At 67.8% G+C, this 22,567-nt stretch carries 22 protein-coding genes; 13 read left to right on the top strand and 9 right to left on the bottom strand.

All coding sequences use genetic code 11. The features are described from left to right. Window positions 1-75: 75 nt before the first annotated feature. The 6 genes from J2X06_RS01115 to J2X06_RS01140 form a co-directional block, all read right to left on the bottom strand. Window positions 76-1,071 carry an AAA family ATPase gene (locus J2X06_RS01115; RefSeq protein ID WP_310057165.1) on the bottom strand — a complete coding sequence of 332 codons (996 nt, stop codon included), beginning with the start codon at window positions 1,069-1,071 and terminating at the stop codon, window positions 76-78. Next, entirely contained in the window at window positions 1,068-2,243 is a 1,176-nt protein-coding gene (locus tag J2X06_RS01120; RefSeq protein WP_310057167.1) for a DUF4350 domain-containing protein, read from the bottom strand. Before J2X06_RS01120 ends, J2X06_RS01115 begins: the two co-directional genes overlap by 4 nt. Further along, on the bottom strand, window positions 2,240-3,811 hold the full coding sequence (locus J2X06_RS01125) for a DUF4129 domain-containing protein (protein ID WP_310057170.1): 1,572 nt from the start codon (window positions 3,809-3,811) through the stop codon (window positions 2,240-2,242). Before J2X06_RS01125 ends, J2X06_RS01120 begins: the two co-directional genes overlap by 4 nt. Continuing rightward, on the bottom strand, window positions 3,801-4,817 hold the full coding sequence (locus J2X06_RS01130; protein ID WP_310057173.1) for a stage II sporulation protein M: 1,017 nt from the start codon (window positions 4,815-4,817) through the stop codon (window positions 3,801-3,803). The genes J2X06_RS01125 and J2X06_RS01130 overlap by 11 nt, the downstream gene beginning before the upstream one ends. 31 nt (window positions 4,818-4,848) lie before the next feature. Next, window positions 4,849-5,526 (bottom strand): RDD family protein, encoded by a 678-nt coding sequence (locus J2X06_RS01135; protein ID WP_430539472.1) that lies wholly within the window; start codon window positions 5,524-5,526, stop codon window positions 4,849-4,851. Window positions 5,527-5,723: 197 nt separating this feature from the next. Continuing rightward, the gene (locus J2X06_RS01140; protein WP_310057178.1) at window positions 5,724-6,281 is read right to left on the bottom strand and encodes a gamma carbonic anhydrase family protein; all 558 of its coding nucleotides are present in this window, start codon (window positions 6,279-6,281) and stop codon (window positions 5,724-5,726) included. A gap of 92 nt (window positions 6,282-6,373) precedes the next feature. On the opposite strand from J2X06_RS01140, the gene J2X06_RS01145 reads away from it, so the two are divergent. Next, a complete protein-coding gene (locus tag J2X06_RS01145) occupies window positions 6,374-7,810 on the top strand; it encodes a coniferyl aldehyde dehydrogenase (protein ID WP_310057181.1) in 1,437 nt (478 codons plus the stop codon). 1 nt (window position 7,811) lies between these two features. Here J2X06_RS01145 and J2X06_RS01150 read toward each other — a convergent pair whose 3' ends face one another. Then, window positions 7,812-8,348 carry a cytochrome b gene (locus tag J2X06_RS01150; RefSeq protein WP_310057183.1) on the bottom strand — a complete coding sequence of 179 codons (537 nt, stop codon included), beginning with the start codon at window positions 8,346-8,348 and terminating at the stop codon, window positions 7,812-7,814. Between the two features lie 379 nt (window positions 8,349-8,727). Here J2X06_RS01150 and J2X06_RS01155 point away from each other — a divergent pair, with 379 nt between their 5' ends. Then, a complete protein-coding gene (locus J2X06_RS01155) occupies window positions 8,728-11,565 on the top strand; it encodes a TonB-dependent receptor domain-containing protein (protein ID WP_310057185.1) in 2,838 nt (945 codons plus the stop codon). Between the two features lie 120 nt (window positions 11,566-11,685). On the opposite strand, the gene ltaE is transcribed toward J2X06_RS01155, so the two are convergent. Further along, a complete protein-coding gene (gene ltaE, locus J2X06_RS01160; RefSeq protein WP_310057188.1) occupies window positions 11,686-12,699 on the bottom strand; it encodes a low-specificity L-threonine aldolase in 1,014 nt (337 codons plus the stop codon). A gap of 106 nt (window positions 12,700-12,805) precedes the next feature. Between ltaE and xth the strand changes: the two genes are divergently transcribed. Further along, window positions 12,806-13,573: an exodeoxyribonuclease III gene (gene xth / locus J2X06_RS01165; RefSeq protein WP_310057190.1), complete on the top strand. Its 768-nt coding sequence runs from the start codon at window positions 12,806-12,808 to the stop codon at window positions 13,571-13,573. 80 nt (window positions 13,574-13,653) lie between these two features. Here xth and J2X06_RS01170 read toward each other — a convergent pair whose 3' ends face one another. Further along, the gene (locus J2X06_RS01170) at window positions 13,654-13,926 is read right to left on the bottom strand and encodes a GlsB/YeaQ/YmgE family stress response membrane protein (RefSeq protein WP_310061129.1); all 273 of its coding nucleotides are present in this window, start codon (window positions 13,924-13,926) and stop codon (window positions 13,654-13,656) included. 309 nt (window positions 13,927-14,235) lie between these two features. On the opposite strand from J2X06_RS01170, the gene J2X06_RS01175 reads away from it, so the two are divergent. The 10 genes from J2X06_RS01175 (at window position 14,236) to rpmG (ending at window position 22,303) form a co-directional block, all read left to right on the top strand. Further along, a complete protein-coding gene (locus tag J2X06_RS01175) occupies window positions 14,236-14,856 on the top strand; it encodes a 4'-phosphopantetheinyl transferase family protein (RefSeq protein WP_310057193.1) in 621 nt (206 codons plus the stop codon). A gap of 75 nt (window positions 14,857-14,931) precedes the next feature. Next, window positions 14,932-15,597, top strand: a complete 666-nt coding sequence (gene rsmG / locus J2X06_RS01180) for a 16S rRNA (guanine(527)-N(7))-methyltransferase RsmG (protein ID WP_310057196.1) — start codon at window positions 14,932-14,934, stop codon at window positions 15,595-15,597. A gap of 97 nt (window positions 15,598-15,694) precedes the next feature. Continuing rightward, a complete protein-coding gene (locus tag J2X06_RS01185; protein WP_310057199.1) occupies window positions 15,695-16,522 on the top strand; it encodes a ParA family protein in 828 nt (275 codons plus the stop codon). Further along, on the top strand, window positions 16,519-17,427 hold the full coding sequence (locus J2X06_RS01190) for a ParB/RepB/Spo0J family partition protein (RefSeq protein ID WP_310057202.1): 909 nt from the start codon (window positions 16,519-16,521) through the stop codon (window positions 17,425-17,427). The genes J2X06_RS01185 and J2X06_RS01190 overlap by 4 nt, the downstream gene beginning before the upstream one ends. Before the next feature lie 120 nt (window positions 17,428-17,547). Further along, window positions 17,548-18,525, top strand: a complete 978-nt coding sequence (locus tag J2X06_RS01195) for an NAD-dependent epimerase/dehydratase family protein (RefSeq protein WP_310057204.1) — start codon at window positions 17,548-17,550, stop codon at window positions 18,523-18,525. Window positions 18,526-18,537: 12 nt separating this feature from the next. Beyond that, the gene (locus J2X06_RS01200) at window positions 18,538-19,260 is read left to right on the top strand and encodes a glycosyltransferase family 2 protein (RefSeq protein WP_310057207.1); all 723 of its coding nucleotides are present in this window, start codon (window positions 18,538-18,540) and stop codon (window positions 19,258-19,260) included. A 119-nt stretch (window positions 19,261-19,379) separates the two neighbouring features. Then, window positions 19,380-19,721 carry a lipid-A-disaccharide synthase N-terminal domain-containing protein gene (locus tag J2X06_RS01205; RefSeq protein WP_310057209.1) on the top strand — a complete coding sequence of 114 codons (342 nt, stop codon included), beginning with the start codon at window positions 19,380-19,382 and terminating at the stop codon, window positions 19,719-19,721. 109 nt (window positions 19,722-19,830) lie between these two features. Continuing rightward, entirely contained in the window at window positions 19,831-21,585 is a 1,755-nt protein-coding gene (locus tag J2X06_RS01210) for a DUF885 domain-containing protein (protein ID WP_310057212.1), read from the top strand. A 306-nt stretch (window positions 21,586-21,891) separates the two neighbouring features. Continuing rightward, window positions 21,892-22,128, top strand: coding sequence for a 50S ribosomal protein L28 (gene rpmB, locus J2X06_RS01215; RefSeq protein WP_310057215.1), 237 nt, complete (start codon window positions 21,892-21,894; stop codon window positions 22,126-22,128). A 7-nt stretch (window positions 22,129-22,135) separates the two neighbouring features. Beyond that, window positions 22,136-22,303 carry a 50S ribosomal protein L33 gene (gene rpmG / locus J2X06_RS01220; protein WP_430539531.1) on the top strand — a complete coding sequence of 56 codons (168 nt, stop codon included), beginning with the start codon at window positions 22,136-22,138 and terminating at the stop codon, window positions 22,301-22,303. Window positions 22,304-22,567 lie beyond the last annotated feature (264 nt).

The raw sequence follows: 22,567 nt of genomic DNA on the forward strand, positions 1-22,567 counted from the left end.
CCGACGCGCTGCGCACGTCGACCTCTCCCACAAGGGGAGAGGTGGGATGTCCCCACCCTGCGAGGGTGTGGGCTCTCACTGTCGCGGCGCCTCCACCTTGGCCAGCAGCGCGTGCAGCACGTCATCGGGCGTCTGCCCTTCGATCTGCAGTTCCGGCGCCAGTGCGATGCGGTGGCGCAGCGCGGGCTTGGCGATCTCGCGGACGTCGTCGGGCGTGACGAAATCGCGGCCCGACAACACCGCCTGCGCGCGCGCCGCGCGCACCAGCGCCAGGCTGCCGCGCGGTCCGGCGCCGAGCGCGATGCCCGCCCAGTTGCGCGTGGCGCCGACGATCCGCACCGCGTAGTCGATCACCGCCTCGTCCACCGTGACCTGGGCGGTACCGGCCTGCATCGCCGCGATGTCCTGCGGACCCATCACGCGGCGCACCTGCGACAGGTCGAAATCGGATGCGCTGCGGCCCTGGCTGACCGCGGCCACCATGCGTTTTTCATCGGCGCGCGACGGATAGTCGATCAGCACCTTCAGCAGGAAGCGGTCGAGCTGCGCTTCCGGCAGCGGATACGTGCCCTCCTGCTCGACCGGGTTCTGCGTCGCCAGCGTCAGGAACGGCGGCGGCAGCGGGAAGCTGTGGCCTTCGATCGTGACCTGCATTTCCTGCATCGCCTCCAGCAACGCCGACTGCGTCTTGGCCGGCGCGCGGTTGATCTCGTCGGCGAGCAGCAGGTTCGTGAACACCGGGCCGCGGCGGATGTTGAAGGTCTCGGTCTTCGGGTTCCACACCGCGTGGCCGCTGACATCGCTGGGCATCAGGTCCGGCGTGAACTGCACGCGAGCGAAGCTGCAATCCAGCGCCTGCGACAACGCCCGCACCAGCAGCGTCTTGCCCAGGCCCGGCACGCCTTCGATCAGCACATGGCCGCCGGCGAGCAGTGCGATCAGGATCTGATCGAGCACTGCCTCCTGGCCGATGAAGGCCTTGCAGACCTCCTCGCGCACCGCGTTCGCGCGTTCGGCGAGGGCGGCTCCGGTGATCGGCTGGGGCATGGATATGGCGGCGTCGGCATTCATGGGCGCGGCTCTCGTAAGGTGTTGTGCAGTCGGATCAAGGTGGCGATGCGCGTGCGGAAGGCGGCGTGGTCGCTGGCGACCGGGGCCGACAGGGCCGCACGTACTTCGTGCGAAGGCAGGGCGAAACGTTCGGCGATGGCCGCGAACTGCGGCTCGCCCTCCAGCGCGGCGGCCTGCGGATCGACACGGCGCAGGCGACGCAGGAACGCGGCGCGCACCGCGTCGTGCAGCCGGTGCGCGTATCCGTAGCGGTAGAGATGCTCGCCACTGGCAACGATGTGCTCCAGCAGCGAACGCCGCTCCGCCGCCGGTGTAGGTAACAGCGGGCCGAAGCGCTGCATGCGTGACCACAGCCAGGCCAGCAGCGCCAGCAGCAGCGGCAGCCAGGCCATCCAGCTGTGCTGCAGCAGCGTGCGCCACAGCGACGGCACCTGCGCGGCGTAGACCAGATGGACGGTGCCGGCGCGGTAGTTCGGTGCCAGCAATTGGCGCGTCAGCGCGACGTGCGGCACATCCTTGAGCTTGTCGTTGGTGAGGAAGTCGACGTCGGCGATGACGTCGACAAACCCCGACCCGCGCGCGAAGCGGGCGAAGACATAGCCGTCGTCGCTGCGCCACACGGCCCGCGGGCTCTCCGGCATGGCCACGCCTTGCGCGCCGACAGTGAAACGGCGGCCGTCGCAGAACTCCACGTGTGGTTCCTGCCCGGCCACCTGCATCGGGACGCAATCGGTCTGTCCGGTCGCATCGGCCATCGGCACCACCTGCAGCTCCGACAGCAGCGGCACCTGCGTGGATTCGCCCGCCAGCCCGGGTGGCGGAGTGCGCACGATCAGGTGACCGCCGCTGCGCACCCAGTTCATCAGCGCCCGGGCGTCGCTGGACGGCATCGAGCGCGGATCGTTGTACAGCAGCACGGTGTCGCGCGCAGCGAGTGCCACCTGGTCGCGTTGAAGTCGCCGGCGCGCCTGCACCGGCACGCCGTCCTTCTGCAGGGCCAGCTTCAATACGTAAAGCGGATTGGTGGCCGCCTCGCCCGTGCGTGGAAGGTCGATCCACTGCTCCACGCGCTCGTGGGTGCGCCACCACCACGTGCCCAGTCCGCCCAGCACGGCCAGCACCAGCAGCGTCAGCAGCACGGCGCGCGGGTTGAAAGCCGCCGACAGCTTCACGAAGCGCCTCCCGCCGGTGCGGGGACCGCAGCGCGGCTCGACCACGCAAAGCGCTGCGCCAGCGTGTCCAGCAGCGACTCGAAATCCGTCGTCGACGGCAGGCCATGCGCATAGGCCGCGTACTGCCACGTGCGCACGGTCCGGGCGAAGGCCTCGCGGTCGTCGGCGAGCGGCAGCTTGCGCGACGCGCGCAGGCATTCGGCTTCGGTCGCCCCCGGCACCAGCACCAGCTGCGCACGCGCGGCCATGGCCTCGACGCTGCCGCGGTACATCAGCGCCAGTGCATCGCGCTCGCGGCCGGCGTGCCACAGGAGGCGTATCGCCGAGGGCAGGTCATCGGGCAGGACATCGGGCTCCGCCACGGGTGAAGTGCGTATCTCGTCGGGTTGCTGGTCCTCGCGCTTGGCGCCTTCGCGCAACCAGCGCACCCATCGCGGCGAGGTCAGCAGCAGCGCCAGTGCCAGCGCACCGAACAGCAGCCACAGTCCGTACTCGCCGATCGCGGCGATCGCCGCCGCCAGCCATTGCAGGACGGAGGAACCGGGTCGCTTGGCAGGCTTGGCTTTGTCGCGCGGCTGCCAGCGCACCACCTTGCGCTTGGGGCTGACCGTCGGGTCCGCATAAGCGCGTTTGACCGCCCCGCGCAGGCTGCCGTCATCGGCCAGCGGCGCGCCGAACACTTCCGGCAGCGTGGGCGGACGCAACGGTTTGCGGGCCGTCTGTTCCTTCTTCACGACCGGGGCGGCGTCCTGCGCCCGGCCTGGGCCTGCGACACCCAGCAGCGCAACCGCGAGCAACAACGGCGTCGCCACCTTGCCGATGCGCGTGCGCAGCCGGCGCAGCACGATCTCGATGTCCCAGCCTTCGATCTCGGTGCGGCGGTTGAGATACAGCCCGAAGCCGGCGCCGACGAAGAACGGTTCGATCAGCGTCGTCGCCAGCCAGGCCACGGCGTTGAACGCCAGTTGCAGCCAGACCGGTTCCTGCGTCAATGCGCTCCACGCCCAGCGCGCCGATTCGGCCAGGTACTCACCCGGAATGAACAGCATCGCCAGTGCCAGGATGCCGAACTCCAGCACGATCTCGAAGTGCACGCACACCGTGGTCAACAGCACGCCGATCCCATAGACCGGCACGCCCAACGCGCGTCGCCGGTGACGCGCGTCCTCGCCTTGTCCGCCTTCGAGCAGGTCCACCGGCAGGTACAGCGAGCGCACCGGTCCGAGCCGGCGCCAGGTCAGGTAGGCCGGCATCCAGCGCAGGCCCCAATGGCGCTGGGCGAGCAGCGTGCGCCGCGTCCCGGGCACGTCGCCGAACACCGCATGCGCCAGCACGTACAGCGCAATGCGGTCGAACAGCGGCTTCAGCCACCACATCACCAGCGCCGCCAGCCAGATCGCATCGATCGACCAGGCCAGCAGGTTGACCAGCACCAGCACCGGCAGCGTCAGGATCAGCCAGGGCAGCCAGATCGCCGAGGCATGACGGCGCACCAGCGCCATGCCCAGTTCGACCGCCTCCCAGGCGGTGCGCGGACGCAAGGCGACGGTCAGCGCCTCAATCCGCATCGATGGCCTCGCCCGGCAGCACGCCGCGCCCGCCCCGCCACAACCAGACGAACGTGGCCGTCCACAGCACGCCACCGACGGCGTACTTGATGCCGGCCGGGATCGATCCGATCGACGACCAGAACGCCTCGACGAACGCGGCGAACACCAGCATCGCCAGCACGCCCAGGCACAGCAGCGCGCCGCGGCGGCCGCCGTCGATCAGCGCGTCGATGCGGCGGCGCTGGCCCGGGGCGATCAGGTTCAGGCCCAGCCGCATGCCGGCGCCACCGGAGATGACGACGGCGGTGAGCTCCGGCGCCGAGTGTCCGGCGACGAAGCGCCAGAACGGATCGCCGTGGCCGACCGCCTGCAAGTGCCCGGCAACGCCTCCGATCATCACGCCGTTGACGAACAGCACGACGATCGAGCCGATGCCGGCGAGCAGACCGCTGGCGAAGGTGCGAAAGCCGATGCTGATGTTGTTCCAGATGTAGAAGCCGAACATCCCCAGGTCGGTGCCGCTGTCGCGGCCGAGCCTGCGCGACGGATCGGCGGGGTCGTACATCGCCTCGAACTGTGCCAGCTGGGCCGGATCAAACAGCGCACCCGCCAGCTCCGGGCGCAGCTGGATCGCGACGTAGATCGCCAGCAGCGGCAGCCAGAACAGCAGCGCGGCGGCGATCATGCAGCCGCGTTCCTCGCGCACCAGCCGCGGGAACGTGGCCAGCAGGAATTCGAACGCGCGCCGCCAGCGCGGCGCGGGCGTGCGGTAGAGCAGGTCATGGCCGCGCCGCATCAGCGCCTGCAGGCGCTCGGTCACCACCGGGCTGTAGCCGCGGCGACGGGCGAGGGCGAGTTGCTGGCACAGCCGGCGGTAACGTGCCGGCACTTCGTGGTCGGGCAGGCCGGTCCAGCCGCGTCGCTCGGCGCGCGCCCGGCGCGCGCTGTCGCCGCGGGCGTCGAGCCAGGTTTCCAGCTCGTTCCACTCATCCTGGTGGCGGCGAACGAACGCGTCCTGCTTCACGGGCGGGGACTCACGCGGGGCGGCATCATGCTCATCGCCGTCCCAGCAACCAGTTGGCGATACCGTACAGGCGCTCTACCGCCAGCGGGCCGCGTGCCTCGACCAGCGGCTGGGCCAGTTCGGCCAGTTCGATCTGCCGCGCCTCGGTCAGGCGCGGTGCGCGCTCGGCGAAAGCGATCAGTGCGGCCTGTTCGTAGGGCAGCAGCATCACCGATGGCGCCGTGGCCAGGTTGACCGGTGCCGCGCGCGGTTCGTGGTCGCGCGGCTCGTGCACGACCAGCGTGCCGGCGACCATGTCGCCCAGCCGCCGTCCCCACGGATCGGCCAGGCTGGCGACCAGGCCGCAGGCGTAGCCGAACGGCAGCATGTCGACCACGCGCAGCAGGTTGCGCACGAACGACGCCAGCCAGCCGATCGGCGCGCCGTTGGCGGCCACCACGCGCAGACGCAGCACGCGCTTGCCCAGCGTCTGACCCCAGGCCGCTTCGCACACGACCGGGTAGAACCACACCACCACGAACAACAGCACCGCGAACAATCCCATGCCGCCACGACCGAGCAGGCCCAGCACCGCCGATGCCGACAGCATCAGCGCGCCGCGGATGGCCAGGTCGATCACCCAGGCCAGCGCCCGCGGCACCGGCCCCGCGGCGGGCAGGCGCAGCGCGACGCCTTCCGGCGTCACGACCTCGCGGTAGGTGTCCAGCATCGCCAAGCGCTAGTGCGCGAAGTAGCGAAGCGCGAACAGGCACTGCGCGCTGCGCGATCGCGTGATCGCTGCATGGGCGCGGCGGCCGAAGCGGCACCGCCCGGTGGCGTCCTGCGGATGGCGAATCTCGAACGACGGCACGCAACCCTTCCCTGTCTTCCCTTGCCGGGACTCTAACCGGGCCGGGCCGCGGCTGACTAGCGCAGCAGGACTCCGCTCGCGGCCATGCCCAGATAGCGGTCCTTCAGCCGGACATAGTGCTGCGCGCTGTAATGCAGCTGCTCGATCTCGCGGTCGCTGAGCTTGCGCACGAAGCGCGCCGGATTGCCGACCCACAGCTCGGCCTCGCCGACCTCCTTGCCGGGCGCGATCACCGCACCGGCGCCGACGAACCCGTAGCGGTGCACGCGCGCGCCATCGAGCACCTTCGCGCCCATGCCGACCAGGCAGAACTCGTCGAGCGTGCAGGCGTGGATAATGGCGCCGTGGCCGATGGTCACGTCGTTGGCGATCACCGTCGGCAGGCCGCCCGGGCGGGTGAACGGCCCCTCGTGCGTGACGTGGACGATGGTGCCGTCCTGCACGTTGGTGCGGGCACCGATTCGGATCGAGTTGACGTCGCCGCGGATCACGCAGCCGGGCCATACCGAGACATCGTCGCCGAGGTTCACGTCGCCGATGACGGTGGCGGCGGGGTCGATATAGACGCGTTCGCCGTGGGTGGGAAAGGTGTCGAGATAGGGACGCATGGTCATGCAGGGATTTTAACCGCCGGGGGTTACCCGGCGTGTGAGTCCCACCTCCGTTCCTCGCTCCTGCCTGCTCCTGCAAGGTCTACACTCGGCGTATGGACATCACTGCCGACACCCCGCTGGACGAACTGGCCACGACCCACGCCGCACTGCGCCGCGCGTGGCAGGCACGACGCCCGGATCATGCCCAGCGCCGCGCCGACCTGCTGCGCTTGCGCGAGGCGTTCCGCGCCGGCATTCCTGCGATGGATGCGGCGATCCGCGGCGATTTCGGCCACCGCAGTGAGCACGAGAACCTGCTGTCGGAAGCGATGATCGTGCTGGCCGAACTGGACCATGCGTTGGGTCGGTTGCGGCGCTGGATGCGGCCGCGCCGTGCCGCGGTCGGCTGGCGTTTCTGGCCGGCGCGCGCGCAGGTGCGCCCGGAGCCGGTGGGCGTGGTCGGCATCCTGTCTCCCTGGAACTACCCGGTGAACCTGGCGCTGGTGCCGGTGGTCTCGGCGATCGCGGCTGGCAACCACGTCTTCCTCAAGCCATCCGAACACACGCCACGCACCAGCTTGTGGCTGCGCGAATTGCTGTCGCAGGTTTTCCCGGCCGATCGCGTTGCCGTCGCCATCGGCGGACCCGAGGTCGGCGCCGCATTCGCCGCGTTGCCGTTCGACCACCTGCTGTTCACCGGCTCCACCGCGGTCGGTCGCAAGGTGATGGCGGCGGCCGCGCCCAACCTCACCCCGGTCACGCTGGAACTGGGCGGCAAGGCGCCGGCCATCGTCTGCCCCGACTTCCCGCTGCAGCGGGCGGCGGCGCGGATCGCCACCGGCAAGTGGTTCAACGCCGGACAGACCTGCATCGGCGTGGACTACGTGCTGGTCGACGAGGTCCGCCGCGATGCCTTCGTCGAGGCGCTTACGGCCGAGTTGAAGGCGCGCTACGGCGACTTCAGTGCGCCGCACGACTACACCCGCATCATCAACGACCTGCAGTACGCGCGCCTGCGCGGCTATGTCGACGATGCGCATGCGCGCGGCCTGCGCGTGATCGAGCCGCTCACCGGTGGCGCCGACACCGATGCGCGGACGCGACTGGCGCAGGACCGGCTGTTCCCGCCGACGTTGGTGATTGAACCTTCGGCCGACTCGGAAGTGATGCGTCACGAAATTTTCGGCCCGATCCTGCCGGTGCTGTCGTACCGCAGCCTCGACGACGCCATCGCGCGGATCAACTCGCAGGACCGGCCGTTGGCGCTGTATCCCTTCAGCGACGACAGCGCCAGCATCGAGAAGATCCTCGGCAACACGATGTCGGGCGGCGTCACCGTCAACGACACGCTGCTGCATTTCGGCGCGCATGACCTGCCGTTCGGCGGCATCGGGCCCAGCGGCATCGGGGCGATCCACGGACGCACCGGCTTCGACACCTTCAGCAAGTTGTTGCCGGTGTTCCGCCAGCGCCGCTTCGCGGGCAGCGACCTGCTGAAACCGCCGTATAGCGGCAAGATCGACGCGATGGTGCGCTGGCTGGCGAAGTAAGTCACACCATGCGCCGCAGTGTGTCGTCGCGGCGCACGAAATGGTGATACGCCGCGGCCAGCATGTGCAGGCCGATCACCCAGTAGAAGAACTCGCCGACGCTGCCGTGCAGGTCTTCCAGTCGCTCGGCCAGGGCGGGATCGGGCGCCATCAGCGCGGGCAGGGCGACGTCCGAGAACGGCAGGTACAACGCCTTGCCATCGGTCCACGCCGTGAGCAGGCCCAGCACCGGCATGACGATCAGGAACGCATACAGCAGCAGGTGCAGCAGCCCGGCCGGCGCCGCCTGCCACACCGGTAGTGCGGGATGAATCGCGGGCGCGCCATGGCGTAGGCGCAGCGCGAGGCGCCACACGACGAACACCAGCACCGACAGCCCCAGCCAGAAGTGCGCCTGCATCATCGCGGCCCGCTCGGGCGTGCCGCGCTGGAACAGGCCGCGCTGTTCGATAGCGATGTAGACCAGGAGGGTCAGCACGGCCATCAGCCAGTGCAGCCGGCGCAGGCCGGGCGAGTAACGACGGACGTTAGGGAGCATGCGATCGACTCCTTGGGCACGATCCCTTGGTTATCGCGCGTGCGCGGGTCCGCGAACTTGATCTGGGTCAAATCGACGCGCGCCTCAGGCGTCGGTCGCAAAACCCGCAGCGCATCGACGGCGGAATCGAGTGACGGATGTCAGTCTCGCAGAAATCAGACGAATCCCATTGAACGGTCGCGTGCAAGCGATCTAATCCAAAGCGCCGGCTCCTCTGCTGGTGAAGGGGCGTTCCACTCGAACGCGATATCGACGGATTGCCATCCCGGATGGCGATGACGCCGGAGCCTTGCTCAATCAAACACTGGGGATATCGATGCGCAACAGAAGGAAACTCACGATCGCCGTTTGTGCTGTGCTGGTTTCGGCGGCCTCGCCCATGGCTGCGTACGCCACGGACGCCAGCACCTCCGGCGATGATGTCAAGGAAATCGACACCATTACGGTGACCGGGTCGCGGCTTTCCAATCCCAACGTGGTATCCCCCACGCCCATCAGCGTGTTGACCGCCGAGGACATCAAGGCCACGGGCGCGATCAACATCGGCGATCTGCTCACCACGATGCCGCAACTGGCCACCAGCTTCACGATGGGCAACTCCGGGCGCTTCATCGGCACGGCCGGCGTTGCCATGCAGGACCTGCGCAACCTCGGGACCGCGCGCACCCTGGTGCTGGTCAACGGCCGCCGTTTCGTGGGTTCGTCTGCTGGCTCCTCGGCGGTGGATACCAATCTGATTCCGGCTGACTGGGTCGAGCGCGTGGAGATCATCACCGGTGGTGCGTCGGCCGTGTACGGCGCCGATGCGGTCAGTGGCGTGGTGAACTTCATCCTGAAGAAAGATTATGAAGGCGCGAACCTCCACGCCCAGCTGGGTACGAGCGAGGCCGGCTTCGACAAGCAGCTGATCTCGATCACGGCGGGGACCGAGTTCGCCGACGGGCGCGGCCACATCGCCGGCTCCCTGGAACACAGCCGCCAGGAAGCTCTGGAGTTCCGCGATCGCTTCGGCCATCAGGCGTATCGCGAAATGCGAACGCCCGGCAACACCACCGACAAGGTGCTGATGCCCGACGGCGGCAGTTATCTCGTCACCAACGGCGGGACCTTCTCGCTGGGGAGTAGCACGGACATCTCGCGCCGCTACGTGTTCGATCCGGATGGCAGCGTGCGACGCCAGCGATTCGATGGCCTTCGCGACAGCGCGGGCGGGTGCACCAACTGCGACCGCTCCGACTCAAACCAGACGCTGCAGTTGCAGCCCGACTACCGCCGGACCACGCTCAGTGGCGTCGCAGGTTTCGACCTCAACCAGGACCATCGCCTGTACTTCGAGGGCACCTACAGCCAGGTCGATTCCAAGACCCAGTCCTCGCCCGCATTCGGCAGCGCCACCACCAACAGCGCCTACATCGTCATGCCGGACAACGCCTACATCCAGCCGGACCTTGCGGCGTTGATGAAGGGGAAGAGCATCAAGGTATCGCGCAGCGATCGGGATGCCGGCCGCCGCGGCGAGGACACCCAGCGCAAGACCGGGCGCGTGGTGTTCGGCGCCGAGGGCATGCTGTCCGGAGATTGGCAGTACGACACTTCACTGGTGTATGGCCGTACCGATGAGACACGACACAACCTCAACAACCGAATCAACGAGCGCTTCTATGCCGGTCTGGACGCGGTGCGCGACCCGGCCACCGGCAACATCGTCTGCCGCTCGCAGATCGCGCCGAAATCGGTGAACCAGAATTTCTTCAATTACACCGACAGCCCGGACGGCATCATCTCGCCAGCAGTCGCGCAAAGCTGCGTGCCGTTCAGCATCTTCGGCGCGGGGGCGATCAACCCGGCCGCGGCCGATTGGTTCAACACCACCACCGTCACCAAGTCCAGGCTCACCCAGTTCGTCGCGGGCGGAACGCTGACCAACAACAATCTGTTCGAATTGCCGGGCGGTTCGGCCAGTTTCGCGACGGGCGTGGAATACCGCCGCGAGACCAGTCGTCAGGACACCGACCCCCTCGATGTGTCCGGTCAGACTTTCCTCAACGCCATTCCGAGCTCGCATGGATCCTATGACGTGGGCGAGCTCTATGCCGAGATCGCCCTGCCGCTGATATCCAACGAGGCCTTTGGCGCGTTGTCGTTCGATGCCGCGGCGCGCTACTCCGGCTACAGCACCGTGGGCCATACCAACGCCTGGCGCTACGGTCTGGACTGGGCGGTCAACGAAACCCTGCGCCTGCGTGGCACGGTGTCCAGCGCGGTGCGTGCGCCGAACATCGACGAGTTGTACGGCGGTCAGTCGCAGAATTTCTTCTCCGTGACCGACCCATGCTCGGCGGTGGAAATCAAGAATGGCAAGAATCCCGCCCAGAGAGCGGCCAACTGTGCGGCGCTGGGTGTCCCGGCCAACTTCACCGCGCAGAACACCGGCACCATCGAAGGGCTGTCCGGCAGCAACCCGGACCTGGATCCGGAGACCGGCCGGAGCTGGACCGCGGGCTTTGTGTTCACGCCGCAGTTCCTGCCTGGTTTCGGCATGAACGTGGATTACTGGAACATCAAGCTCAGCGATGCCATCACGTCGGTCAGTGGCAGCGATACGGCCAAGCGCTGTGTGGACTCGCCTTCGGGCATCGACAACGTCTATTGCGCCAGTGCCACGCGCGATGCGGGCACGCATGAGTTGAATTTCATCCGCACGCTGCAGCAGAACATCGCCGCGACCAATACCGATGGCGTCGACATCGGCGTTTACTACAGCCATGACCTTGCCGGCGGAAAACTGCGCGCCGACCTGAACGCCACCCGTGTGCTGCATTACACCGACTACCCGTTCCAGGAGGATCCGGGCGAGTCCATCGAGCAGAACGGCACGCTGGGCTTCCCGAAGTGGAAGGCGTCGCTGCAGCTGGGCTATTCGATCAACCAGTGGGCCTTCAACTGGAACACCCGCTACTTCTCCGAAGGACTGCGCGTGAGCAACGACAGCTTCCGGTCGAACCCAACCTCCACCACGCCGATCCGGGCCGGGTCCGGCGTATTCCACGATCTGCGCGGCAGCTATGCGTTCGACAGTGGCTGGCAGGTCTATGCGGGCATCACCAATGTGTTCGATGCGGACCCGCCGGTGAACCTGTTCGGCACGGGCTTCGGTTCCGGGCTGTATGACGCCATGGGGAGGTCCTACTACGCCGGGTTCAACTACAGGTTTTGACCCGATAGCGAGAAGGAAGGCCTGACAGCAAACCCAAGCATCCCCTCCCTTTCGCCAGAGGCGAAGGGGAGGGTTGGGGATGGCGTTCAGCTCCGGACGGGGAGACGCCGAAACACCGGACTAGGCCGCAAACGCCCTCAGCGCGTCGATAGCGCGCTGCAGGCCGGCATCGTCGACATCCATGTGGGTGACCAGCCGGATCGCCGGCGTGTAACCGAAGGAGAGCCGGATGCGCGCGGCTTCCATCTGCGCGCGCAGCTCGTCATGGCGTGCCACGGGAACTTCGACGAACACCATGTTGGTCTGCTGCGTGACCACGTCGAGTCCGGGCAGTCCGCGCAAGGCCTCGGACAAGCGCTCGGCCCGCGCATGATCGTCGGCCAGTCGCGCGACGTGATGGTCCAGGGCGTGCAATCCCGCCGCCGCCAGTATTCCGGCCTGGCGCATGCCGCCGCCCACGACCTTGCGCCAGCGGCGCGCGCTGTCGATCAGCGCCTGCGTGCCCAGCAACACCGAGCCGACCGGCGCGCCCAGGCCCTTCGACAGGCATACCGAAACGCTGTCGAAGTGCCGGGCGATCTCGCGCGCCGGCACGCCCAGCGCCACCGCGGCATTGAACAGGCGCGCGCCGTCCAGGTGCAGCGCCAGTCCGCGCCGGTCACACAGTTCGCGAGCCTGCGCGAGGTATTCCATGGGCAACACGCAGCCGTGCCAGGTGTTCTCCAGGCACAGCAGGCGGGTGCGGGCGAAGTGCGGGTCGATGGGCTTGATCGCGCGTTCGACCGCATCCAGCGGCAACGTCCCATCGGCGGCCTGCACGATCGGCTGCGGCTGGATCGAGCCGAGCACCGCGGCGCCTCCGCCCTCGTACTTGAAGGTGTGCGCCTCCATGCCGACCAGATATTCATCGCCGCGCTGGCAGTGCGCCATCAGGCCGACCAGGTTCGACTGCGTGCCGCTGGGGACGAACAGCCCCGCCTCGAACCCCAGGTCGTCGGCCAGGCGCTGCTGCAGCGCATTGACCGTCGGGTCCTCCCCATAAACGTCGTCGCCGACGGCGGCGCCGAGCATCGCCTCGCGCATCGCCGCGGTGGGTTGGGTGACGGTGTCGCTGCGCAGGTCGATCCAGTCCATGAGCTTGCACGTTCAATGAGGACAGGCCCCGGAGTATGGCAGCGTCGCCCGGCCCGGCGGGTGGAGGTGGGGCGCTTGGACGGCCCCCGGCCGTTAAACTGACGCCATGAAGATCGCCAGCTGGAACGTCAATTCGCTCAACGTCCGCATGCCGCACCTGGAACAGTGGCTGGGACAGTCCGCGCCGGACATCGTCGCGTTGCAGGAAACCAAGCTCGACGACGCCCGCTTTCCCGACGACGCACTGGTCGCGGCAGGCTACCGCAGCGTCTTCGCCGGCCAGAAGACCTACAACGGCGTGGCGATCCTGTCGCGCGAGAGCGCCCGCGACGTCCAGATCGGCGTCCCCGGTTTCGAGGACGAACAGAAGCGGGTGATCGCCGCCACCGTCGGCGAGCTGCGCATCGTCAATCTGTACGTGGTCAACGGCCAGGACGTGGGCACCGACAAGTACGGTTACAAGCTGCGCTGGCTGGAGGCAGTCCACGACTGGCTTGCCGAAGAGCTGCACAAGCACCCCCGCATGATCGTGCTGGGCGACTTCAATATCGCCCCGGACGAGCGCGATGTGCACGACCCGGTGCTGTGGAACGAGGCCCACATCCTCACCTCCACCGCCGAGCGCGCCGCGCTGAACCGTCTGTACGACCTGGGCCTGCACGATGTGTATCGCGCGCTCAACCCGGAGGCGCGCGATTTCAGCTGGTGGGATTACCGGCAGGGCGCGTTCCGGCGCAACCTGGGGCTACGCATCGACCTGACGCTGGTGTCGGAGGCGTTGCGTCCGCACTGCACGGTCTCGGGCATCGATCGTGAGCCGCGCACGTGGGACAGGCCCAGCGACCATGCGCCGGCCTGGGTGGAACTGGACTGAGGCGTGCCGGGTCGATAAGACGGGCCGATAAGAACAGGCCCGGCTTGGCCGGGCCTGTTCTTATTGTGAGGGCGTAGTCGTCAGCGCACGCGGCCGCGCCGGAACAGGTTGACGATCGCCAGCAACACGATCGCGCCGATCAGCGAGAGCAGCAGCCCGCTGAGGCTGAAGTTGCCGCTGTTGATGTCGCCGCCGCCGATGCCGAGCAGGCCACCGAGCCAGCCGCCGAGGAAGGCGCCGATGATGCCGACGATGATGTTGAGGAAGATGCCCTGCTGCGCATCGGTCTTCATGATCAGGCTGGCCAACCAGCCGATGACGCCGCCGACGATCAGCCATATGAGAATGCCCATCATGATGGTGTCTCCTTGTCCGGTCCGTATGAAATAGCGAGCCCAACTGGGGGCGCTGCGAGTCTGTGCGCACAGACGTGATGGCAATGTCAGGGGTGGGAACGCTCGAATCAGCCTTTAAAACAAGGGGTTCTCGCCGTTTGCCGATTGTTCCGCGCAGATGATCGCGAAGTGAAATCGCCGTGCGCACGGTCGCATTCAAGGTGACGCATTGCGTCAGTTCCGCCATGACGAAGCGACCGGCCGCGTGCGTGCAAGCACGCCAGTTGCGAAGCATTGGCTTACGCTGACTACCCGCGCGATGGCGAAATGACAACCTCGATGTCCTGGTCCGAGCCCAACGCATCCACCGACAGCGCCGCAGCCCGCGTGCGCTGGGGATGGCTGCCGCATCGTCCGCGCGAACCGGGCGAACCGTTGGCGCGAGGCTGGCTGGGGCAGGCACTGGGCATCGAGGCGGATGCGCTGCCACTGGTCCGCGACGACCGCGGCCGTCCGCGGCTGGACGGCGGATTGGCGGGCTGGGACTGCAACTGGAGCCATAGCGGTGATGGCCTGGTCGTGGCGCTCGGCGAAGGCGTTCAGATAGGCATCGACCTGGAGCGCCTGCGCCCACGCGCTCGCGCTCTGGAGCTGGCGGCGCGCTTCTTCACCACGCCCGAGCTGGACTGGTTGCACGCCGCGCCGTCGACGGCGGTGCGCGACCACGCCTTCCTGCGCCTGTGGTGCGCCAAGGAAGCGGTGCTGAAGGCGCATGGCCATGGTGTTTCGTTCGGACTGCATCGGCTGCGCTTCGGCGAAGATCACCGCGGCACCTTGCATCTGGTGGAGTGCGATCCGGAACTCGGGACGCCCGCGCAATGGCAACTGGACGAGCTGCAACCGGCGCCCGGTTACCTGGGTGCGCTGGCGTGGCGACCGCGGTCCTGAGCTGTTTTCCGCGCGCTCGCAAAAGCTCCCCTCATCCGCCCTTACCACCGAGCATCGGCGATACTGCGCGCCTGTATGAGTACTGCTCCCGCGCCCTTCGACCCGTCACTGCGCCGCAACCTCGAGAGCGGCCTGGCCGCGCTCGCGCTCGATCCGGCCCTGGCCACGCCATTGCTGGACTACCTCGCCCTGCTGGCGCGCTGGAACAGGACCTACAACCTCACCGCCGTGCGCGACCCGCAGGAAATGGTCGGCAAGCATCTGCTCGACTCGCTGGCCATGCACCCCTACGTCGACGGCATCGTCGAGCGCCAGGGCGCGCTGGCAGACCTGGGCACCGGCCCCGGCCTGCCGGGCATCCCGCTGGCCATCGTCAAGCCCGGCCTACGGGTGACGCTGGTCGAGAGCAACGGCAAGAAAGCGCGCTTCCTGCGCGAGGCCGTGCGCCAGCTGAGCCTGGCGGACGTGCGCGTGGTCGAGTCGCGCATCGAGGAGGTCGACGAGCCCGGCGCCTATGACGCGATCACCGCCCGCGCGCTGGCCACGTTGCCGCTGATCCTCGAGCTGGGCGGGCACCTGCTCAAGCCGGACGGCCGCCTGCTGGCGATGAAGGGTGTCTACCCGGCCGACGAGATTGCCGCACTGCCGGCCGGCTGGGCCCTGCAAAGTGCCTACCCGCTCACGGTTCCGGGGCTGGAGGCCGAGCGCCACCTGATCGTGGTCGGCCGCGCGGTCGCCTAGTCAGGATGACGGGGACGCGCAGGGCGTCCCGTCCGGGCATAATCATCTGTCCGGCCCCACGCCGGAACCTCCCGTACACAGCCCAGGACCGAGCCGCATGGCCCGCATCATCGCCGTCGCCAACCAGAAAGGCGGGGTCGGCAAGACCACCACCGCCGTCAACCTGGCCGCCGCCTTGGCGAAGACGCCCAAGCGTGTGCTGCTGGTCGACCTCGATCCGCAGGGCAATGCCACCATGGGCAGCGGCATCGACAAGCGCGAGATCGAAACCACCATCTGCGACGTGCTGCTGGGCGAGGCCGATGCGGCCTCGATCCTCAAGCGCACCGCCGAGGACTTCGACCTGCTGCCGGCCAACATCGAGTTGACCGCGGCCGAGATCAGCCTGATGGGCGAATCGGGCCGCGAGCAACGCCTCAAGATCGCGCTGGCCCCGCTGCGTGCGAACTACGACTACATCCTGATCGACTGCCCGCCGGCGCTGTCGCTGCTGACGCTCAACGCGTTGACCGCCGCCGATTCGATCGTCGTGCCGATGCAGTGCGAGTACTACGCGCTGGAAGGCATCAGCGCGCTGCTCGACACGATCGATGCGCTCAAGGCCAAGCTCAACCCGGCGCTCGAGATCGAGGGCGTGCTGCGCACCATGTTCGACGTGCGCAACAACCTGGCCAACGCGGTCTCGGCCGAACTCACCAAGCACTTCGGCGACCGCGTGTTCCGCACCATCGTGCCGCGCAACGTGCGCCTGGCCGAAGCGCCGAGCCACGGCCAGAGCATCGTCGGCTACGACCGCGCCAGCCGCGGCGGTATCGCCTACCTGGGCCTGGCCGGCGAAGTGCTGCGCCGCCAGCGCGAGCGTGAGCAGGCCGCCAAACAGCAGGCAGCCGAGCGCGCGGCCGAGCTGAAGGAGACGGCGGCATGAGCGTTGCCAAGAAGCGCGGCCTCGGCCGCGGTCTGGAAGCGTTGCTCGGCCCGAAGGCGGCCGCCGAAGCGCCGGCGCTGGAAGCGGTCGAAGGCGACATCCTGCGACACCTCCCGGTCGATGCGCTGGCGCCCGGCAAGTACCAGCCGCGCAAGTTCTGGGACCAGGACAAGCTGGCCGAGCTGGCCGAGTCGATCAAGGCGCAGGGCGTGATCCAGCCGATCGTCGTGCGCGACATCGGCGGCAAGCGTTACGAGATCATCGCCGGCGAGCGTCGCTGGCGCGCTACGCAGCTGGCCGGGCTGAGCGAGATCCCGGTGGTGATCCGCGAAGTCGACGACCGCACCGTGGTCGCGATGGCGCTGATCGAGAACATCCAGCGCGAGGACCTCAACCCGCTGGAAGAAGCCAATGCCCTGCAGCGGCTGATCGACGAATTCGACCTGACCCACGCCCAGGCGGCCGAAGCCGTGGGCCGTTCGCGCGCGGCGGTGTCCAACCTGCTGCGCCTGCTGGAACTGCCGAATGAAATCCGCGTGCTGGTGGAAACCCGCGCGCTGGAGATGGGCCACGCCCGCGCGCTGCTGGCGCTGACGCCGCAGGCGGCGATCGCGCTGGCGCGGCAGGCCGCCGACCACGAGTGGTCGGTGCGCGAGGTCGAGCATCGCGTGCAACAGCTTTCGGCCGGCATGATCCCGGGCAGCAGCGCCGCCAGGGCCAAGGCGGCCAAGGCCAAGCCCACAGCTGACATCGTCTCGCTGGAGCGCCAGCTGTCGGAGTCGCTCAACGCCAAGGTCAACGTGCTGCACGGCCGCGGCGGCAAGGGCCGGCTGGTGATCCACTACTCCGATCTCGATTCGCTCGAGGGCGTGCTGGAAAAGCTGCGCGGCAAGGTCGACGAGTAAAGGCGTGGCCGTGGCGCCGTAACGCGCGACGGCCGGTTTCCTGATCGGGGTCGCGATCCGGCAACGCTACGGCGGGGCTTCATGGTCGATCGCGGCCTTCCCCCACTAGAATTGCGCCCCATGACCATCCTCGTCACCGGCGCCGCCGGTTTCATCGGCGCCTATACCTGCCGGGCCCTGCGCGAGCGCGGCGCCGCCGTGGTCGGCCTGGACAACTTCAACGACTACTACGATCCGCAGATCAAGCGCGATCGCGTCGCGTCGCTGTGCCCCGGGATCGACATCCGCGCGCTCGATCTCGGCGACCGCGACGGCCTGGCTGCGTTGTTCGACGAGGTCCAGCCCGATCGCGTGATCCATCTGGCCGCACAGGCCGGCGTGCGCTATTCGCTGACCCATCCGCACGCCTACGTCGACAGCAACCTCGCCGGCTTCGTCAACCTGCTGGAGCTGTGCCGCCATCGCGGCATCGCGCACCTGGTCTATGCCAGTTCGTCGTCGGTCTACGGCGATTCGGCCACGCCGCCGTTCTCCGAGGATCAGCGCGTAGACCAGCCGCGTTCGCTATACGCCGCGACCAAAGCCGCCAACGAGCTGATGGCGCACACCTACGCCCACCTGTACGGGCTGCGCTCGACGGGGCTGCGGTTCTTCACGGTGTACGGCCCGTGGGGGCGTCCGGACATGGCGCCGCTGCTGTTCTCGCGCGCGGTGCTGGCCGGCCGCCCGATCGACGTGTTCAACCACGGCAGGATGCGGCGCGACTTCACCTTCATCGACGACATCGTGGCCGGCGTGCTCGGCGCGCTCGACCATCCGCCCCCCGGAACCGACGCGGGCGAGCCGCCGCACCGCGTTTTCAACCTCGGCAACCACACGCCCGTGGAACTCGAGCGCTTCATCGCGGTCATCGAACAGGCCGCCGGCGTGGCGGCGCAGAAGGTCTACAAGCCGATGCAGCCAGGCGACATGATCGAGACCATGGCCGATACTTCGCGCGCCAAGGCCGCCTTCGGGTTCGAGCCGGCCACTTCGATCGAGGTTGGCCTGCCGCAGGTGGTCGAGTGGTGCCGCACCTATTTCGGCGACAGGGCCTGACCCGGAGATCCCATGAGCAAGCCACAACTCTCCGTCGTCGTCCCGGTATTCAACGAGCGCGACAATGTCGCGCCGCTGGTGCACGAGATCACCGCCGCGCTGCGTGGCGTGGCAGATTTCGAGATCGTCTACGTCGACGACCATTCGCGTGACGACACGCTCGCCGTGCTGAGCTCGCTCAAGGACGAAGTGCCGGAACTGCGCGTGATCCACCATGTCAGCCAGAGCGGGCAGAGCACCGCGGTGCGCAACGGCGTCAGGGCCGCGCGCGGACAGTGGATCGCCACGCTCGACGGCGACGGCCAGAACGATCCGGCTGATATCCCCAAGCTGTTGGTCGAACGTGCCGGCGCGGCGCCGGAGATCAAGCTGTTCGCCGGCTGGCGCGTCAACCGCCAGGACAGCGGCAGCAAGCGTTGGGCGTCGAAGTGGGCCAACGCGATCCGCGCGCGCATGCTGCGCGACGACACGCCCGACACCGGCTGCGGCATCAAGCTGTTCGAGCGCGCCGCGTTCCTCGAACTGCCGTACTTCGACCACATGCATCGCTACCTGCCCGCGCTGATGCAGCGCGCCGGCTGGAAGACGGTCAGCGTGCCTGTCAACCATCGCCCGCGCTCGGCGGGTGTGTCCAAGTACAACAACCTCAATCGCGCGCTGGTCGGCATCGCCGACCTGCGCGGCGTCGCCTGGTTGATCAGGCGCGCCAAGATCACGCGCACCGAAGAGATCTGATCCGCCTCTCTCCTTTGCTCGCGAGCGGGCAGGGGAGGCCTGGAGGGCTGAAAGCACCCTCCGCAGCTTTGCCCTTCGCCGTGGCGAAAGGGCAACCCGGGAGCCAAAACGAGGGCGCCATGGAATTCGACTTCATGAACCACCCCATCGTCTGGCTCGAATGGACCGGACTGCACATGTCGCCGTGGAAGATCATCGGCCTGACCGGCGCGCTGATGTTCGGCGGGCGCTGGCTGGTGCAGTTCCTGGCTTCGCGCAAGCACGGCAAGCCGGTGATCCCACGCCTGTTCTGGTACATGAGCCTGGTCGGCAGCGCGATGACCCTGAGTTACTTCCTGTTCTCGCAGAAGCAGGACTCGGTGGGGGTCATCCAGAACCTGTTCCCGTCCTTCACCGCCGCGTACAGCCTGTACCTCGACATCCGGCACCGCGGCTGGCACCGCGACAAGGCCGGCCACTGAGCCACCGGCCCTGCGCCGGCGTGACGCAGCCCGCCAAACGGCGGCTTCGGCCAACCAGGCACGCGTGCGGGATGCGAAGATCGACGCTCTCGCCCAACCCGCCCAGTCCATGAAACGTCTGCTGCTCGCCGCCGCGCTGTCGGCGCAACTCGCCCTGGTCTCCACTGCCGCGTTCGCCGGCGCCGACGACACCCGCTTCGAGGCCATCTACGGCAAGGAATGGAAGTGGCGGCAGGAGCAGACGGGTCAAGCCGACGAAGACAACGACACCTCCGCCAACCAGCACCGTCTGCCGTCGGTGGACGCGGCCAGCCAGGCGACGAGGCTGAAGGTGTGGGACGACGTGCTGCGCCAGCTCGACGGCGTGGACGTGAAGCAGCTCAGCGCGCAGAACCAGGTCAACTTCGCCGTCTACCGCGCCCAGGTCGAGAACCTCGCCGCCGAGGTGCGCCTGCGCGGCTACGAGATGCCGTTCAACTCGGATTCCTCGTTCTGGTCGAACCTGGGCTTCATGACCCGGCGCCCGCTGCGCACGGTCGAGGACTACCGCGCCTACATCGACCGCCTGCGCGACGTGCCGCGCTACTTCGACCAGAACATTGACAACATGCGCGCCGGACTGACGCGCGGCTTCAGCGTGCCGCGCGCGGTGCTCGACGGCCGCGACGTCTCCATCGCCGCCGTGGCTCAGGTGAAGGATCCGGTCCAGTCCAATTTCTACGAACCCTTCAAGCGCATGCCGGCGAGCATCCCGGCCGACGAGCAGGCGCGCCTGCGCGAGGCCGGCCTGGCCGCGATCCGCGAACGCCTGGTACCCGCCTACGGCAAGCTGCTGACGTTCTTCCGCGAGGAGTACGTGCCCAAGGCGCGCACCACCCTGGGCGCGGAGCAGATGCCGGACGGCCAGGCGTACTACCGCCAGCAGATCCGCGAGTACACGACCCTGGAGCTGGATCCGGAGCAGATCCACCAGATCGGCCTGCAGGAAGTGGCGCGCATCCAGGGCGAGATGGACGCGATCATCAAACAGGTCGGGTTCAAGGGAGACTTCCCGGCGTTCCTGAAATTCCTGCGCACCGACAAGCAGTTCTACGCGACCACGCCGCAGGAACTGCTCGACCGGGCGGCATGGATCTCCAAGCGCGTCGACGGCGAGATCGGCAAGATCATCGGCACGCTGCCGCGCGGTCGCTTCACCATCGTCCCGGTGCCGCCGGACATCGCGCCGTTCTGGACCAGCGGCCGTGGCGGCGCCGGCACCTACTGGGTCAATACCTATGACCTGCCGTCGCGCCCGCTCTACAACCTGCCGGCGCTGACCCTGCACGAGTCCGCCCCGGGCCACGCCCTGCAGGGCTCGCTGGCCCGGGAGCAGGGCGAGTTGCCCGCGTTCCGTCGCGAGAGCTACATCTCCGCCTACGGTGAAGGCTGGGGCCTGTACAGCGAGAAGCTCGGCCAGGAGATGGGCATCTACCAGACGCCCTACGAGGAATTCGGCCGCCTGACCTATGAGATGTGGCGAGCCTGCCGCCTGGTCATCGACACCGGCGTTCACCACAAGGGCTGGACCCGCGAGCAGGCCCTGGCCTACCTGCGCGATCGCACCGCACTGAGCGAACACGAGGTCACCACCGAGGTCGACCGCTATATCTCCTGGCCGGGCCAGGCCCTGAGCTACAAGCTGGGCGAGATCACCATCGTGAAGCTGCGCGCCGAGGCCGAGAATGCGCTGGGCCCGAAGTTCGACGTGAAGGCTTTCCACGACGCCCTGTTGAGCCAGGGTTCGGTGCCGCTGCCGGTGCTGGAGGAGCAGGTCCGCGCCTTCATCGCCCGGTCCCGGGACGCGACCGCCAAGTCGGGGTAAGGCGGCCCGAGGCCCGCTGCCCACTGGATTGGCCGCCCGGGGTGCGCCGCGTTCAGTTTGCCCGCGCTGCGCGGGGTGGCGAAGGTTGCCGCAGCGCGGCATAATGCGCGGCTCGCTGCGTCCGGTCGGCTTTACCCCATCAGGGGCCAAGCCTTGGACCGGGCAGGTCCGGAAGCACGATTCCGACCCGCCGCCGGCAGCCAGGAAATCCACCCGTTTCGTGCACCGCATCGCCTGATTGCAGGCCTGGCGGTGGGGCCGCCGCCTCCCTGGCTAAGGGAAGCACCATTACCTTTCGAGGTGCGTATGTCCCGCGTATGCCAAGTAACTGGTAAGCGAACGACGACTGGCAACAACGTCTCGCATGCCATGAACAAGACCCGCCGCCGTTTCCTCCCGAATCTCCATGAGCGCCGCTTCTGGGTCGCTTCCGAGAACCGCTGGATCAAGCTGCGCGTTTCCACCGCCGCCCTGCGCACCATCGACAAGAACGGTATCGATTCCGTTCTGGCCGACCTGCGCGCCCGTGGCGAAAAGATCTGAGGACTGAATCATGGCTTCCAAGCGCGACAAGATCCGTCTGATCTCTTCGGCCGGCACCGGTCATTTCTACACGACCGACAAGAACAAGAAGAACACCCCGAACAAGATGGAGGTCAAGAAGTACGACCCCGTCGTTCGCAAGCACGTGCCGTACAAGGAAGGCAAGATCAAGTGATGCAATGACGCGTTCGCTCAAGCGCGAGCGCTTGTCATTGCGTCATCCCCGCGAAGGCGGGGATCCGGCGCCTCCAGAGAAACCCGCCGCAAGGCGGGTTTCTTTTTGCGTGACACATTCGCGCAGCGGGAACACCTTTGTCCCTCGCGAAAGCGGCCCAGAGAACCCGCCGAAAGGCGGGTTTCTTTTCGGCTGTCGTGTGCGCGAACAGCGCGCACGTCGACTGCGGCATCGCGCTACAGGCTTTGCGCGAACGCCCGCAGG

The organism is Lysobacter niastensis, from assembly GCF_031457115.1.
GTDB lineage: Bacteria > Pseudomonadota > Gammaproteobacteria > Xanthomonadales > Xanthomonadaceae > Lysobacter_J > Lysobacter_J niastensis_A.

What these genes read in the sequence shown, in the direction of transcription:
- J2X06_RS01155 (WP_310057185.1), top strand. Translation starts at nt 8,728, where the DNA reads ATGGCTGCGTACGCCACGGACGCCAGCACCTCCGGCGATGATGTCAAG.
- rpmB (WP_310057215.1), top strand. Translation starts at nt 21,892, where the DNA reads ATGTCCCGCGTATGCCAAGTAACTGGTAAGCGAACGACGACTGGCAAC.
- J2X06_RS01195 (WP_310057204.1), top strand. Translation starts at nt 17,548, where the DNA reads ATGACCATCCTCGTCACCGGCGCCGCCGGTTTCATCGGCGCCTATACC.
- J2X06_RS01150 (WP_310057183.1), bottom strand. Translation starts at nt 8,348, where the DNA reads ATGCTCCCTAACGTCCGTCGTTACTCGCCCGGCCTGCGCCGGCTGCAC.
- J2X06_RS01210 (WP_310057212.1), top strand. Translation starts at nt 19,831, where the DNA reads ATGAAACGTCTGCTGCTCGCCGCCGCGCTGTCGGCGCAACTCGCCCTG.
- rsmG (WP_310057196.1), top strand. Translation starts at nt 14,932, where the DNA reads ATGAGTACTGCTCCCGCGCCCTTCGACCCGTCACTGCGCCGCAACCTC.
- J2X06_RS01140 (WP_310057178.1), bottom strand. Translation starts at nt 6,281, where the DNA reads ATGACCATGCGTCCCTATCTCGACACCTTTCCCACCCACGGCGAACGC.
- J2X06_RS01205 (WP_310057209.1), top strand. Translation starts at nt 19,380, where the DNA reads ATGGAATTCGACTTCATGAACCACCCCATCGTCTGGCTCGAATGGACC.
- xth (WP_310057190.1), top strand. Translation starts at nt 12,806, where the DNA reads ATGAAGATCGCCAGCTGGAACGTCAATTCGCTCAACGTCCGCATGCCG.
- J2X06_RS01200 (WP_310057207.1), top strand. Translation starts at nt 18,538, where the DNA reads ATGAGCAAGCCACAACTCTCCGTCGTCGTCCCGGTATTCAACGAGCGC.
- J2X06_RS01125 (WP_310057170.1), bottom strand. Translation starts at nt 3,811, where the DNA reads ATGCGGATTGAGGCGCTGACCGTCGCCTTGCGTCCGCGCACCGCCTGG.
- ltaE (WP_310057188.1), bottom strand. Translation starts at nt 12,699, where the DNA reads ATGGACTGGATCGACCTGCGCAGCGACACCGTCACCCAACCCACCGCG.
- J2X06_RS01190 (WP_310057202.1), top strand. Translation starts at nt 16,519, where the DNA reads ATGAGCGTTGCCAAGAAGCGCGGCCTCGGCCGCGGTCTGGAAGCGTTG.
- J2X06_RS01135 (WP_430539472.1), bottom strand. Translation starts at nt 5,526, where the DNA reads ATGCTGGACACCTACCGCGAGGTCGTGACGCCGGAAGGCGTCGCGCTG.
- J2X06_RS01145 (WP_310057181.1), top strand. Translation starts at nt 6,374, where the DNA reads ATGGACATCACTGCCGACACCCCGCTGGACGAACTGGCCACGACCCAC.
- J2X06_RS01170 (WP_310061129.1), bottom strand. Translation starts at nt 13,926, where the DNA reads ATGGGCATTCTCATATGGCTGATCGTCGGCGGCGTCATCGGCTGGTTG.
- J2X06_RS01175 (WP_310057193.1), top strand. Translation starts at nt 14,236, where the DNA reads ATGACAACCTCGATGTCCTGGTCCGAGCCCAACGCATCCACCGACAGC.
- J2X06_RS01115 (WP_310057165.1), bottom strand. Translation starts at nt 1,071, where the DNA reads ATGAATGCCGACGCCGCCATATCCATGCCCCAGCCGATCACCGGAGCC.
- J2X06_RS01185 (WP_310057199.1), top strand. Translation starts at nt 15,695, where the DNA reads ATGGCCCGCATCATCGCCGTCGCCAACCAGAAAGGCGGGGTCGGCAAG.